Annotated in this window: 15 protein-coding genes and 1 tRNA gene; 5 read left to right on the top strand and 11 right to left on the bottom strand. The window is 71.2% G+C overall.

Going from position 1 to position 12,887, the window contains the following annotated elements:
• Positions 1–9 precede the first annotated feature (9 nt).
• Genes Cus16_RS02965 through Cus16_RS16540 form a run of 4 tightly spaced genes read right to left on the bottom strand, consistent with a single transcriptional unit; the run spans position 10 to position 2,680 of the window.
• The gene (locus tag Cus16_RS02965) at positions 10–387 is read right to left on the bottom strand and encodes a holo-ACP synthase (protein WP_069711084.1); all 378 of its coding nucleotides are present in this window, start codon (positions 385–387) and stop codon (positions 10–12) included.
• 32 nt (positions 388–419) lie between these two features.
• A complete protein-coding gene (locus Cus16_RS02960; RefSeq protein ID WP_141718778.1) occupies positions 420–1,013 on the bottom strand; it encodes a hypothetical protein in 594 nt (197 codons plus the stop codon).
• Positions 1,010–2,005: an aldo/keto reductase gene (locus tag Cus16_RS02955; protein ID WP_069711082.1), complete on the bottom strand. Its 996-nt coding sequence runs from the start codon at positions 2,003–2,005 to the stop codon at positions 1,010–1,012. The genes Cus16_RS02960 and Cus16_RS02955 overlap by 4 nt, the downstream gene beginning before the upstream one ends.
• A 60-nt stretch (positions 2,006–2,065) precedes the next feature.
• The gene (locus Cus16_RS16540; RefSeq protein WP_189319509.1) at positions 2,066–2,680 is read right to left on the bottom strand and encodes a hypothetical protein; all 615 of its coding nucleotides are present in this window, start codon (positions 2,678–2,680) and stop codon (positions 2,066–2,068) included.
• 70 nt (positions 2,681–2,750) lie between these two features.
• On the opposite strand from Cus16_RS16540, the gene Cus16_RS02945 reads away from it, so the two are divergent.
• Entirely contained in the window at positions 2,751–4,517 is a 1,767-nt protein-coding gene (locus Cus16_RS02945) for an AMP-binding protein (protein WP_069711080.1), read from the top strand.
• 65 nt (positions 4,518–4,582) lie between these two features.
• Here Cus16_RS02945 and Cus16_RS16535 read toward each other — a convergent pair whose 3' ends face one another.
• From Cus16_RS16535 to Cus16_RS02940, 3 genes are all read right to left on the bottom strand, one after another.
• Positions 4,583–4,741 carry a hypothetical protein gene (locus tag Cus16_RS16535; RefSeq protein ID WP_189319508.1) on the bottom strand — a complete coding sequence of 53 codons (159 nt, stop codon included), beginning with the start codon at positions 4,739–4,741 and terminating at the stop codon, positions 4,583–4,585.
• Between the two features lie 5 nt (positions 4,742–4,746).
• Complete coding sequence (locus Cus16_RS16530; RefSeq protein ID WP_182047243.1) at positions 4,747–4,896, bottom strand: hypothetical protein; 150 nt, start codon at positions 4,894–4,896, stop codon at positions 4,747–4,749.
• 79 nt (positions 4,897–4,975) lie between these two features.
• A complete protein-coding gene (locus Cus16_RS02940; protein ID WP_069711079.1) occupies positions 4,976–5,539 on the bottom strand; it encodes a MarR family winged helix-turn-helix transcriptional regulator in 564 nt (187 codons plus the stop codon).
• Between the two features lie 456 nt (positions 5,540–5,995).
• On the opposite strand from Cus16_RS02940, the gene Cus16_RS02935 reads away from it, so the two are divergent.
• Positions 5,996–7,591: a long-chain-fatty-acid--CoA ligase gene (locus tag Cus16_RS02935; protein ID WP_083263642.1), complete on the top strand. Its 1,596-nt coding sequence runs from the start codon at positions 5,996–5,998 to the stop codon at positions 7,589–7,591.
• A gap of 9 nt (positions 7,592–7,600) precedes the next feature.
• Here Cus16_RS02935 and Cus16_RS02930 read toward each other — a convergent pair whose 3' ends face one another.
• Positions 7,601–7,933 carry a hypothetical protein gene (locus Cus16_RS02930; protein WP_069711078.1) on the bottom strand — a complete coding sequence of 111 codons (333 nt, stop codon included), beginning with the start codon at positions 7,931–7,933 and terminating at the stop codon, positions 7,601–7,603.
• A gap of 94 nt (positions 7,934–8,027) precedes the next feature.
• Here Cus16_RS02930 and Cus16_RS02925 point away from each other — a divergent pair.
• Positions 8,028–8,100 (top strand) — tRNA-Val (locus Cus16_RS02925).
• 46 nt (positions 8,101–8,146) lie between these two features.
• On the opposite strand, the gene Cus16_RS15880 is transcribed toward Cus16_RS02925, so the two are convergent.
• The 3 genes from Cus16_RS15880 to Cus16_RS02920 all read right to left on the bottom strand — a co-directional run bounded on the left by Cus16_RS15880 (position 8,147) and on the right by Cus16_RS02920 (position 11,641).
• Positions 8,147–8,431, bottom strand: a complete 285-nt coding sequence (locus Cus16_RS15880) for a tyrosine-type recombinase/integrase (RefSeq protein ID WP_083263641.1) — start codon at positions 8,429–8,431, stop codon at positions 8,147–8,149.
• Positions 8,432–8,650: 219 nt separating this feature from the next.
• Positions 8,651–9,400: a hypothetical protein gene (locus Cus16_RS16170; RefSeq protein WP_141718776.1), complete on the bottom strand. Its 750-nt coding sequence runs from the start codon at positions 9,398–9,400 to the stop codon at positions 8,651–8,653.
• 720 nt (positions 9,401–10,120) lie between these two features.
• Positions 10,121–11,641 carry a SulP family inorganic anion transporter gene (locus tag Cus16_RS02920; RefSeq protein WP_069711077.1) on the bottom strand — a complete coding sequence of 507 codons (1,521 nt, stop codon included), beginning with the start codon at positions 11,639–11,641 and terminating at the stop codon, positions 10,121–10,123.
• A gap of 242 nt (positions 11,642–11,883) precedes the next feature.
• On the opposite strand from Cus16_RS02920, the gene Cus16_RS02915 reads away from it, so the two are divergent.
• On the top strand, positions 11,884–12,273 hold the full coding sequence (locus Cus16_RS02915; protein ID WP_069711076.1) for a MerR family transcriptional regulator: 390 nt from the start codon (positions 11,884–11,886) through the stop codon (positions 12,271–12,273).
• Between the two features lie 194 nt (positions 12,274–12,467).
• Positions 12,468–12,872, top strand: coding sequence for a hypothetical protein (locus tag Cus16_RS02910; protein ID WP_069711075.1), 405 nt, complete (start codon positions 12,468–12,470; stop codon positions 12,870–12,872).
• The last annotated feature ends 15 nt before the right edge of the window (positions 12,873–12,887 follow it).

The raw sequence follows: 12,887 nt of genomic DNA, 5'->3' as shown, positions 1-12,887 counted from the left end.
CGGCGGCGTTCAGTGCTCGGACAGGGCCACGACGGTGGCGATCGCCAGCCCCCGTTCGTGGGACAACGACACCGCGACGGGGCCGCAACCGATCGCCGCGGCGAGCTCGGCGGCCCGTCCGGACAGCTCGACGAGCGGAGCGCCGGACGCGTCGAGCACGACCGCGACGTCGGTCAGCGGCACCGCCTCGTCGCGTCCGGGACGCAGGAGCTTGAGCACGGCCTCCTTGCCGGCGAAGCGCGCGGCGAGCCGCTCGGGGTCGTCGCCGACGTCGGCGCGCTCCCGCGGGGTGAACACGCGGGACAGGTACCGCTCGCCGTGCGCGGCGACGGCCGCGACGACGTCGTCGACCGCCGCGAGGTCCGTGCCGGTCCGGATCGTCGTCATGCAGGCAGCGTACGGGGAGGCGGGGACGCCGCTCAGCGGTACTGCGGCGGCCAGTCGAACGGGGCCGGCCGGTGCGCGACCTCGCCGACCGTCGTCACCGCGAGCACGACCTGCCGACGGTTCGTCAGCTCGATCGACCGCGGGTTGCCGAGGTACCGGTGGCCGTCCACCCACACCGTCAGCTCGCCCCGCAGCCCACCGACGTGGCCGGCGCCGAGCGAGACGTCCCACTCGTCGAAGAACTGCCCGAGGGTGAACGTCTGCTGGGTGGGCGACTCGACGTGCAGGATGCCCGAGGTGTCGTGCGTGTGCAGCTCGGCGGCGAAGTGCCGGCGTGCCGAGTGGCCGACGTCACCGGGGACCGTGACCGGGGTCGCACCGTCGAGCACCGTCAGGTGGGTGTGCACGTGCTCCGCCAGGGGCTCGCCCCAGACGTTCCGCAGCCCCGCCGCCTCGGCCCGCGTCTCGAGGTCGGTGGGCGCCGGCCAGGGAGGTGCGGTGCGGGTCGTGCCCGTCGCGGGCGCCGTGCAGAGGGCGAGCAGGACGACCGCCACCGCCGCGACGAGCGTCACGACGACACCGCGTGGTGCCGTGGTGCGCGCGCCGCGCGGCGGTCGGGCACTCACCACTTGTCGTGCACCGCGGCCCGGAACCACCGGTCGTAGAGCTCGTGCACGGTGACGGCGAGCACGCCGAGGTCGAGCGCACCGCCGTCGACGAGGTCGGCGGCCCCGGCGTTCGAGCGGGCCTGCTCCGGGTTGCGGGCGCCCGGGATCGCCGCGGTCACGCCGTCCTGCGCGACGATCCACGCGAGGGCTGCCTGCGGCACCGAGACCCCCTCGGGGAGCGCGGCCGCGAAGGCCTGCGCCGCCTGCACGCCGTCCTCGAAGTCGACGCCGCTGAAGGTCTCGCCCTGGTCGAACGCCTCGCCGTGCCGGTTGTAGTTGCGGTGGTCGCCCTCGCTGAACGTGGTGTCGGTGGTGTACTTGCCGGAGAGCAGCCCCGATGCCAGCGGGACGCGCGCGAGGATGCCGACCCCCGCCTCCCGTGCGGCCGGCAGCACGCGGTCCAGCGGCTTGAGGCGGAAGGCGTTGAGGATGACCTGCACGCTCGCGACGTGCGGGCGGGCGATCGCGGTGAGCGCCTGGTCGGCGGTCTCGACCGAGACGCCGTAGGCGGCGACCGATCCGTCGGCGACGAGCGCGTCGAGCGCGTCGTACACGGCGTCGTCCTCGAAGACCGGCGTCGGCGGGCAGTGCAGCTGGACGAGGTCGAGCGTGTCCTGCTGCAGGTTCCGCCGGGACCGGTCCACCCACTCGCGGAAGTTCGCGGCGACGTAGTTCGACGGGACCTGGTCGGCTCGGCGGCCCATCTTCGTCGTGACCGTGAGCGGGACGTCCGGGTTCGCCTGCCGCCACGCCCCGATGAGCTGCTCGCTCCGGCCGTCGCCGTACACGTCGGCGGTGTCGAAGAGCGTGGTGCCGGACTCGACGGCGGCGTCCATCACGGCGTTCGCGTCCTGCTCGCTGACGGGACCCCAGTCACCGCCGAACTGCCAGGTGCCGAGGCCGACGACGGACACGGGGCGGCCGGTACGGCCGAGGGTGCGACTCTGCATGGGACCGAGCGTAGTCACCGGGGTGGTGCGCGTCCCCGGCCTGTCCGTCCGCCGCCGCCGTCAGCGGTCGACGGGGCCGGGCCCGACGGACCCGGGACCGACGGAGCCGGGCCCGGTACCGGGCTCGACCGCGCCGGGCTCGACGGGGCCGGGCAGGGCGGCGCCCGCGCGCTGGAGGAGCGCCCGTGCCGCACGGGCGCGGGGGATCACCCACGCGACCGACCAGGTCCCCATGCCGATCCAGAGCGCGGCGAGCAGCGTCGTCAGGACCGGTCCGTGCTGGTCGGCCATCGACAGCGTCATCGCGGTCCAGAGGACGCAGAGCACGACCTTGCCCCACCCCGCGGCCTCGCGGGCCGCCTGGGCCTGCAGGGCCGGGACCCACTCCTCGGCGGGGACGCCGAGCGGGACCCGCCCCTCGGCGACCCAGCGCTGCACGGCGACGGCGTGCTCGTAGCCACCCGCCGCGCGCCAGGAGCGCAGCTGCGTCCAGACGCCCACGGCGCCGCCGAGCACGGCCGCGGGGACGCCGACCCCGACGACGAGGCCCCTGGTCGTCGTGGCCCACGAGGACGCGACGAGCACGGCGAGCACGACCCCGAAGGCCGCGCCCGCGACCGCGCTGCCGAGCAGCCGCAGGCGTCCCGCCTCGTCCACCACACCGACCCTGTCCACGAGGAGCGACGCTACGCGCTCCCGACGACCGCACGCTGCACGTCCGCCGCCGATCCGGCATGATCGACCGGTGCCCTCCTCGAACCCGACCCAGGTCTACCGCGCCGCCCGCGACGAACTGCTCGCCGTCCTCGACGAGCGTGATCCGGTGCGCGCCGAGGAGGCCCGCCGTGCCTTCCGGTGGCCCGACCTCGGCGACACGTTCAACTGGGCGACGGACTGGTTCGACGTGGTCGCGCGGGGGAACGACCGCGTGGCGCTGTGGATCGTCGACGAGGACGGCGGCTCCCGGACGACCTACGCCCAGATGGCGGCGCGGTCCGACCGCCTCGCCGTGCACCTCGACCGGCTCGGGGTGCGGAAGGGCGACCACGTGCTGCTCATGCTCGGCAACCAGCTCGAGCTCTGGGAGACGATGCTCGCGGTCATGAAGCTCGGCGCCGTGATCCTGCCGACCTCGACCATGCTCGACACCGCCGACCTGCAGGACCGGATCGACCGCGGCGGCGTGGCCCACGTCGTCACGAACCACGGCGAGACGCCGAAGTTCGACGGTGTCACGGGGGCGCCGTCCCGCATCGTGGTCGGGGGCACCGCGGACGGGTGGACGACCTACCCGGACGACCTCGGCGACCCGGCACCGGCCGGCGAGGTGCGACCGGTGGTCACCACCCGCACCGGCGACCCGTGCCTGGTCTACTTCACCTCCGGCACGACCTCGAAGCCGAAGATGGTCGTGCACTCGCAGGTCTCCTACCCCGTCGGGCACCTCAGCACGATGCACTGGCTCGGCCTCCGGCCCGGCGACGTCCACCTCGCGATCAGCTCGCCCGGCTGGGGCAAGCACGCCTGGAGCTGCTTCTTCGCTCCGTGGATCGCCGAGGCAACCGTCTTCGTGTACGACACCCCCCGGTTCGACCCCGCCGGACTGCTGGCGCAGCTCGAGGAGGCCGGCGTGGACACCTTCTGCGCGCCCCCGACCGCGTGGCGCATGATGCTGCAGGCCGACCTCGGGCCGAAGCCGCGGGCGCTGCGGGAGGTCGTGTCAGCGGGGGAGCCGCTCAACCCCGAGGTGATCGCACGCGTGCAGGCGGCGTGGGGACTGACCATCCGCGACGGCTACGGGCAGACGGAGACGACCGCGATCGTCGGCAACGTGCCCGGCGCCCCGGTGACCCCCGGCGCGATGGGGCGGCCGCTCCCCGGCGTCACCGTCACGCTGCTCGACCCGGTGACCGGACGTGCCGGCGACGAGGGCGAGGTGTGCCTCGACCTCACCGAGCGGCCGACGAACCTCATGGCCGGCTACCTCGGCGACCCCGAGCGCACCGCCGACGCCATGCGCGAGGGCTTCTTCCGCACCGGCGACGTCGCGAGCCGGGACGCCGACGGCCAGCTCACGTTCATCGGACGCACCGACGACGTCTTCAAGTCGTCGGACTACAAGGTCTCGCCGTTCGAGGTGGAGAGCGCACTCCTGCGCCACGACGCCGTGGCGGAGAGCGCCGTCGTGCCCGCTCCGGACGAGGCGCGGCTCAACGTCGTCAAGGCGTACGTGACGCTCGCCGCCGGGTGGGAGCCGACCGCAGACACCGCCCGCGCGGTGCTCGAGCACGCGCGCACCGCCCTGCCGGCGTACGCCCGCGTCCGCCGCGTCGAGTTCGGTCCCCTGCCCAAGACGATCTCCGGCAAGATCCGGCGGGTCGAGCTCCGCGAGCGCGAGGAGCGGGCGGCGACCGCCGGCGCCCGGGTCGAGGGGGAGTGGCGGGACGAGCAGTTCCCGGAGCTCCGCGCCGTGGGCCGTCGGGCGACGCAGCGGAGCCCGCGCACCGACTGAACGGTGTGCGGGCTCCGGACGGCGGGTGGACGGCCGTCGGACGCTGGTCGAGCGTCCGTCGGGCGTCAGGCGGCGCGGAAGAAGTCGCCGTAGGTCGGCTCGGGCGGGACGTCGCCGTGCGTGCGGTGGTGCACGAGGGCGTCGATCTCGTCGGGGTGCCGCAGACCGCGGCGGTGCCACTCGTGTGGGTTGCGCTGGAGCTCGTGGAGGTCGCGGAGGCTCATCGTGCTCAGGCCCCCAGCGTGACGACGGTCACGGCGGCGGTGGCCACGGTGACGGCGACGATGCCGAGGCTGGTCGCCACGACGGCGAGCAGGCGGCCACGCGCTGTCTCCCGGACCTCGGAGAACTGCGAGTGTGTTGCGTCGATGGTGCTCATGGCCGGCCCTTCCCGTGACGTCGGTCGTCACCGTTCGGCGACTGGCACCAGCTTGCTCCGGTCTCTCTAGTTTGTCTAACTACCGATCTGGATGCGTACGCATCTCGGACATCGGCCGCGGTCGGTCGGCGCCGTCAGCCTCCACCGAGGGGGCGTCGGCCTCCATGACGGTGATCATCTCGGCGAGGAAGGCGCTCATCTCGGCGACGGTCTGCGGTGACAGCCGGTCCGCCGCGGCGATCATCCGCGCGTGCACGTCGGTCAGCTCGGACCGGACCTCGTCGTCGCTGCGGACCGTGGCGACGAGCAGCGCACCGCGGCCGTCGGCGGGGTCGGGTCGGCGTTCGGCGTGCCCGGAGGCCACGAGCCGCTTCACCACCGCCGTCGTCGACGCCGACGTGATGCCGAGGTGGGCCGTGAGGTCGCCGGGCCGCACCGGTCGTTCCTGCTCGCCGGCGCGCAGCAGGAAGCGCACGGCCTCCATGTCGGTCGCGTTCATCTGCATCGAGCGCCGCTTGCGTTCGCGCATGGCCACCTCGGCCGCGCGGTACCGCCGCATGAGCGAGAGCAGTCCGACCCCGGCCTGCTCCTGCCGGTCGGGGTACCAGTACCCCGACGTCCCGTGCGTGCCGTCCTCGGTCATCGCACACCTCCTCGTCCCGTCTGGGTGGGACCGTACCGAGCGTGCCTCGCGATCGGGACCGTGCGTCGGGGTACAGACCGCTCGCGCAGTTCGGAACAGCGGTGGGTGAGCGGCGGACGGGAGGCGCGGGGCGGGCCCCGCCCCGCGCCTCCCGTCCGCCGCGCGGTCCGTGGGCGACCCGCGGTGGCCGGGGCCAGCGCATGGGGCGGCGGCCGATCCGTGACCCGAACACAGACCGACCGCCGGCGCCGTGGCACCTGACCCGTGCCGCGACGCTCCGATTGAACACGATGCCACCGACAACGCGCCCGATCAGCCACAGGACGCACCGGATCGGGGGCGGTCCGGCGGACCACCACCCCCGTCGCGGGGGCGCTCCGGCGCGTCCCGGACCCGTCGCCGTCGCGGGTCGTAGGCTCGCTGAGGAGTACTCGTCACGGGAGACGGAAGGCCGGCATGACCAGCACCACCACCAGCAGCCACCCCGCCACCGGAGCCGACGACGGCACACGGTCGACCCAGGCCACGGCCTCCGTCGCCGCGATCCTCGCCGAGTCCGCCGCACGGTTCCCCGACGACGTCGCCGTCGTGGTCGGCGACCGTCGGACGACCTACGCCGAGCTGTGGCGCGAGACCCTCGCGTACGCCGGGGCGCTGCGTGCCCGTGGCATCGGCGAGGGCGACCGCGTCGCGATGCTCGTGCCGAACGTGACCGACTTCGCCCGGGTCTACTACGCCGTGCTCGCGCTCGGAGCCGTCGTCGTGCCGGTGCACGCGCTGCTCAAGCGTCGTGAGATCGAGTTCGTGCTGCAGGACAGCGGCGCCGCGCTCATGGTGTGCGCCGCCCCGCTCCTCGGCGAGGGCGGTGCCGGTGCCGAGCTCGCGGGCGTCGACCTCCTCAGCGTGCTCGCGCCGGCCGACACCGAAGCCGGTCCGGACCGCCTGGAGGCCCTCGCCGCGACGAGCGAGCCGCTGACCACCTACGTCCCGCGACACCCGTTCGACACCGCGACGATCCTGTACACGAGCGGCACGACGGGACAGCCGAAGGGTGCCGAGGGCTCGCACTTCGCGCTGCTCGAGCAGGTGAACACGAGCCTGCTCACCACCTTCGACATGCGCCGGGGCGACGTCCTGCTCGGCGCGCTGCCGCTCTTCCACACGTTCGGCCAGACCTGCACGATGAACACCGGCTTCCGCGCCGGGGCCACGATCGTCATGCTGCCGAAGTTCGACGGCGACGCCGCCCTGGCGGCGATGGTCGAGCACGAAACGGCGATCTTCATGGGGGTGCCCACCATGTACATCGCGCTCCTCGACGCAGCGACCCGCACCGAGGCCCGGCCGCGGCTGCGCTACGCCATCTCCGGCGGCGCGTCGCTGCCCCTCGCCGTCCTCGAACGCTTCCAGGAGGTCTTCGACGCCCCGGTGCACGAGGGGTACGGGCTCACCGAGACCTCACCGGTCGCGTCGTTCAACCACGTGGGCACCGCGCCCCGACCCGGCACCATCGGCACCCCGATCTGGGGCGTCGACATCGAGATCGCCGACCCGGAGGACGCCGACCACGTGGTGCTGCTGCCGCGCGGGGAGATCGGCGAGCTCGTCATCCGGGGACACAACCTGATGAACGGCTACCTCAACCGGCCGGACGCCACTGCCGCCGCGATCGTGGACGGCTGGTTCCGGACCGGGGACCTCGGGACGAAGGACGACGACGGCTACCTGACGATCGTCGACCGCACGAAGGACATGATCATCCGCAACGGCTACAACGTGTACCCGCGGCAGGTCGAGGAGGTCCTCGCCACGCACCCGGACGTCACCATGGCGGCCGTGTTCGGTGTCCCGCACGAGGTGCACGGCCAGGAGGTCGCCGCAGCGGTCGTGCTCCGTCCCGACGCCACCGTGACCCCGGAGGAGCTCGTCCGCTTCGTCGCGGACGAGATCGCGGTGTACAAGTACCCGCGCATCGTGCACGTCGTGGACGCGCTGCCGCTGGGGCCGAGCGGGAAGGTGCTCAAGCGGGAGTTCGTCGAGCGGTTCGGCTGAGGGGTCGGGTCAGCGTCCGGCGCCGTCGGGTGACCGGTGCGCGCGGTCGCGGGCGCTACCGCGGTTGCGGTTGCGGTCGCTGCCGCGGTCGCGTTGGCGGTCACGACTGGTCGCGGCTGCGGCGACGGCGAGGAACGCGAGTCCCGGGACACCGGTGAACAGGGCGGCCAGGACGAGCCACATCGGCCCGAAGTCCACGCCGCCCTCGGCGCCCGCGGTGGCTCGCAGCCAGATCGCTGACGCGGCCCAGGACAGGACCGCGAGCGCGAGCAGGACCGTGCCGGCGACCCGCAGACCGCGGAGGTCGTCGGGTCGGCGTGGGGCGAGCGGGGGAGTCGGCACGGTGCCAGCATGGCGGATCGTGGGCGGGACCGCACCGGTCCGGTGTCTACGGCCGGGGGACGTGGGTCGGAGGACCCTCTAGGATCGAGGGCAGGGGCCTTTAGCTCAGCTGGTAGAGCGCCACGTTTACACCGTGGATGTCGTCGGTTCGATCCCGGCAGGGCCCACATGAAGAAAGCCCCGGTCAGAGCCGGGGCTTTCTTGCGTCTCGGGCTACTTCGCCGCTGTCAGGCTCGGGGTGCGTGTCCCTGAGGTGTCCCCGGCCAATGCCGCGTTGACGCGGGCAAGAGCCGCAGCGTCGGCGTCTGTCCCCATCCAGTGCGAGTACGTGTCCAGCGTCAGCTTCGCGGTGGAGTGCCCAAGCCAGGCCTGCACCGTTTTAATGTCGATGCCCGCTTGCAGCCACAGGGTCGCGGCGGTATGGCGGAGGTCATGCTCACGGCGTCCGCGTGAGTGCGTGGACCAGCCGACCGCTCGCTTCCAGTTCGGCCCGTTCAGTCGCCCGCCCCGGGGACGAACACCGACACCACCTACCCCGGGACGCTCTTCAAGCGTGAGACCACGGGAGCCGGACCGGTGGTGTTGGCGTCTCGGGTGCGGTCGCGCTCCGGAAGGGTGACGCGCTCCGCGTGCAGGCGCTCGGAGCGCAGAGCGCGAACCTCGGTACCAACGGCTACGACGCCTGGTGCACGGTCAGCTGCCTCGGACCGGCTTAATTTAAAACTTCTCGCCGCGCTTCCGCGATCTCCAATAGACACGTTCCAGGGGCAGCGCTTCGACCTTGACCTCAGTGGTGAAAAGTTCGCCCAGGGTCCAAGCGCTGTCCTGATTGACGACCTTGATAATTGGATAGCCGCTCGTTTGGATTCGGTGATATTCCGACAGGTCGGAATCTCCCGGTCCTGAATACGCTATTTCGAACGTGTCGGTGTCCCCGATTCCGCCGTCGAGTGATGCTTGGGCTCGGTTCACCCACTCGGCGAAGGTTTGCGTCACGTGGTAGCGGCCTGCAATTTCTTCTGCGGGCTTAAGAGTTTGCTGCACGAAGCCGTACGATTTGCCATCGAGGAAAAAAGGGGAAGAGAATGCGAGCGGGACGCTGCGATTCCCCTCGTTACGAACACGCAGTCCAACAGCGCACGTGATCCGAAGCTCACCGTCTCGGGTGAGTCGCAGGATTCCGTCTTCCGGCACGGCTTGCCCCTGTTTCGAGGGGGCAGCCGTGGGTATGTCGACAACGAAGTCATAGGTTTCGACCAACACCTGAGGTGCTATGGCGTCGAGCCGTGCAATCTGCGCCTCCCGCAATGTTTCGTGCGCAACGACTACTGCCGCTTGCGATGCCTCGGCCGATGCGCGGGTGTGCTTGGACTGGATTGCGATGACTATGGCGGACACACCTGTTGCTAGTGCAGAGATGGCAGCAACGATGACACCGGCAAGTGAGAGGGCTTCAGCAGACGACACGCGGTCCATACTGCCCGACGTATGGTCCGACCCTCACGCTGCACGTCGGTGTGCTTCGCGGCCACGCCGCTGTAGACGCCGAACGGCCCCGCCTCCAACGAGACGAGGCCGTTCGGTGTCAGTGGAACAGGACCGTCAGGAGTTCGACAGTCGCGGCTCCGAGGTGTAGGACCCCGGTAACCGCGCCGACGATGACGGGCCAGTGGTTCGGACGTGGGCTAGGGTGTGAGTTCAAGTGACCTCCAACAGGGCGCTTGTTCGAGACCGATGTGCTGCCAGGCTTGTCCGGTCTCGGGTGTCAGGGCCGGAGCGGTTGCTTCGGCCCTTTCACACTACGTCGAGGAGCCGTCCCCGGCTTTTCCGTTTGACATGGCCATGTCAAAAAAGCCGTGGGTAGGTCCCACACGCCTCGCTCTCTAAACAGTCCGTACGGGTCCGTGCGAGCACATTGGGTCACATACGGTGCTTTAGCCAGTGAAGCGCTGCCACAGGCTCATGTCAAAGAATCTCCTCAAAGCTAGACATGAGCCCGGGCGTGTCGCGTGTCCCTGTGGTGTCCCCTAGGGTGACACAGGGGGAGTCCGGTGCAACGTCAGCAACACCGGAGCCCTGTAGCTATATGGGAAGTGCCCGCCGCGACAGCGTTTACACCGTGGATGTCGTCGGTTCGATCCCGGCAGGGCCCACAGGACGGATGCGCTCGGTCAGCGCCAGCGGGTCTCAGTGGCCGGCGCCGAGGTTGCCGGCGAGGCGGCCGTGGAAGGCCTGGCTGGCGTCGTTCATGCCGCGGATTTCGACCCGCTTGCCGTGCTGGTGGTACTTGGTCTCGATCGCGTCGAGCGCGGCGACGGTGGAGGCGTCCCACACGTGCGACCTGGTCATGTCGATGATCACGAGGTCCGGGTCGCCCGAGTAGTCGAACTGGGTGGTGAGGTCGTTGGAGGAGGCGAAGAACAGCTCGCCCTCGACGGTGTAGCGCGCGTGCTGTTCACCGGTGCTGAGCGTCTCGATCGACCGGTCGACGGTGGTGAAGTGGGAGACGCGGCGGGCGAAGACGATCATCGCGGCGATGACGCCGATGATGACGCCGATGGCGAGGTTGTCGGTGGCGACGACGATCACGACGGTGAGGACCATGACGAGCGTCTCGCCGATCGGCATCCGCTTGAGGGTGGAGGGCTTGATGCTGTGCCAGTCGAAGGTGCCGACGGAGACCATCACCATGACGGCGACGAGGGCCGCCATCGGGATGATCGCGACGACGTCACCGAGCCCGACGACCAGGACGAGCAGGAACACACCGGACAGGAACGTCGAGATGCGGGTGCGGGCGCCGGATGCCTTGACGTTGATCATCGTCTGGCCGATCATCGCGCAACCGCCCATGCCGCCGAAGAACCCGGAGGCGATGTTCGCGATGCCCTGGCCGAGCGCTTCGCGGGTCTTCGGGGAGCCGGTGTCGGTGACCTCGTCGACGAGCTTCGCGGTCATCAGCGACTCGAGGAGTCCGACGAGCGCCATCGCGAGGGCGTAGGGGGCGATGGTCGTGAGCGTCTCGAGGGTCACCGGGACGTTCGGGATGAAGAGCGTCGGGAGGCTGTCGGGCAGCTTGCCCTCGTCGCCGACGGTCGGCACGGCGAGCGACGCGAACACGGTCACCAGGGTCAGGACGACGATCGCGACCAGGGGTGCAGGGATCGCCTTCGTGAGCCGGGGCAGCAGGACGATGATCGCGATGCCGGCAGCGGCGATGGGCCAGACGAGCCAGGGGACGCCGATGATGTTCGGCAGCTGCGCCGTGAAGATCAGGATCGCGAGGGCGTTGACGAAGCCGATCATCACGGACCGGGGCACGAACCGCATCAGCTTCGCAGCGCCCAGTCCGCCGAGGACGAGCTGGAGGATCCCGCCGAGGAGGACGGTGGCGATCAGGTGGTCGAGGCCGTACTCCTGCATCACGGGGGCGACGACGAGGGCGATGGCGCCGGTGGCGCCGGTGATCATCGCGGCGCGGCCGCCGACGAAGGAGATGACGACGGCCATCACGAAGGCCGAGAACAGGCCGACGCGGGGATCGACGCCGGCGATGATCGAGAACGAGATCGCCTCGGGGATGAGGGCGAGGGCGACGACGAGGCCGGCCAGGACCTCGCGGAGCAGGATCTTCGGGTTCCGCAGTGCGGACAGGACGGTGGGGCTGTGGTGCACCTGGGCGGGCACCGACTGCGTGACGGTGGTCACGGGTCTCCTTCGGATGGGGGTGCGGGCGCTGCGCCCGCGAGAGCTGTCGTGGGGCGCGTCATCGCGCAGGGCCGGCGGCGTCGGAGCGTCCGGCCGGTCCAGACCCTCCCGTTGCGAGAGGGTTGGAGTGATCTGACTCTAACGCAACGGAAGGGTTCGCGCGCAAGCGATGGCCTGAAGCACTTCCGGCGCGCAGTGCCGCTACGCTCACGGGGCGACTGAGCGTTCAGGAGGGACGGCGGATGACGCGACCGGCGGCCACGGAGACCATGCACATCGGTGAGCTCGCCGAGCGCACGGGTCTCTCGCACCGGACCATCCGGCACTACGACGAGGTGGGGCTCCTCCACCCGTCCGCCCGGACCGAGGGCGGATTCCGGCTCTACACCGTCACCGACCTGACCCGGCTGCTCATCATCCGGCGGATGAAGCCCCTGGGGTTCTCCCTCGAGCAGATGGCCGAGCTCCTCGCCGTCGTCGATGCGCTCGGGGCCAACACCGACGACGACGGCCGCGACGCGCTCCGGGGGCAGCTCGACGAGTACGTCCGCGAGACCGAGGAACGTCGGGCGAAGCTCGAACAGCACCTCGCCATGGCCGACGAGTTCCTCGGCATCCTCCGCGCTCGGTAGTCGGCGCGTCCTCGACCGCTCTCCCGCGGCACTGCGGCCGCTGCCGCGGGTCACCCGGGCCGTGCGGCGGTCGGGTGCAGCGCTGTGCTGCCGGCGGTTGCGGACGTCGTCGATGTCGTCCTCCCGCACGACGCCAATGCGGCGCGGGATCCCGCATCGGGTCCTCGCGACAGCGACGCTGCTAGCGTCGAGTCATGCTCAAGGCCGGCGGGGTGCTCACGACGTTCTGTTCGGCTCTCGTGCTCGTGGGCTGCGCGTCCGACCCCGCGTCGGTGTGTCCCGACTACGACCAACCGAACCCGGTCGCCGTGCACGTGCCGGACGCACACGTCGACGGGACCCCGGTCGCGGCCGTGGCGCTCTGCACGGGAACGGACTGCGCCCCCTCCTCCCGCGACGCGACGACCGAGCGGGACGACGGGGCCTGGATCGTCGAGCTCGACGGGACGCCCGACGGTCCCGCCCGGGTCGCGCTGTTCGACGCCGTCGGCGGACGACTGCACGAGGAGACCGTGGACCTGACCTGGACCGACGTGCGCTTCGGGTCCGCCCTGCAGTGCCGCAGCGGTGGGCGGTCGTCGGTCTGGATCGACGGGTGACGGTTCAGTACCGCA

Source organism: Curtobacterium sp. ER1/6 (genome assembly GCF_001742745.1).
GTDB classification, from domain to species: domain Bacteria; phylum Actinomycetota; class Actinomycetes; order Actinomycetales; family Microbacteriaceae; genus Curtobacterium; species Curtobacterium citri.
Note: the sequence above shows the minus strand (reverse complement) of the source record. Positions and strands in the feature narration are given on the sequence as shown.

Bases quoted from the DNA above. Each gene is read 5' to 3' on its own strand.
- Cus16_RS02965 (WP_069711084.1), bottom strand. From the start codon at position 387: ATGACGACGATCCGGACCGGCACGGACCTCGCGGCGGTCGACGACGTC.
- Cus16_RS02955 (WP_069711082.1), bottom strand. From the start codon at position 2,005: ATGCAGAGTCGCACCCTCGGCCGTACCGGCCGCCCCGTGTCCGTCGTC.
- Cus16_RS16535 (WP_189319508.1), bottom strand. From the start codon at position 4,741: ATGAGCCTCCGCGACCTCCACGAGCTCCAGCGCAACCCACACGAGTGG.
- Cus16_RS16530 (WP_182047243.1), bottom strand. From the start codon at position 4,896: ATGAGCACCATCGACGCAACACACTCGCAGTTCTCCGAGGTCCGGGAG.
- Cus16_RS02940 (WP_069711079.1), bottom strand. From the start codon at position 5,539: ATGACCGAGGACGGCACGCACGGGACGTCGGGGTACTGGTACCCCGAC.
- Cus16_RS02935 (WP_083263642.1), top strand. From the start codon at position 5,996: ATGACCAGCACCACCACCAGCAGCCACCCCGCCACCGGAGCCGACGAC.
- Cus16_RS02915 (WP_069711076.1), top strand. From the start codon at position 11,884: ATGACGCGACCGGCGGCCACGGAGACCATGCACATCGGTGAGCTCGCC.
- Cus16_RS02910 (WP_069711075.1), top strand. From the start codon at position 12,468: ATGCTCAAGGCCGGCGGGGTGCTCACGACGTTCTGTTCGGCTCTCGTG.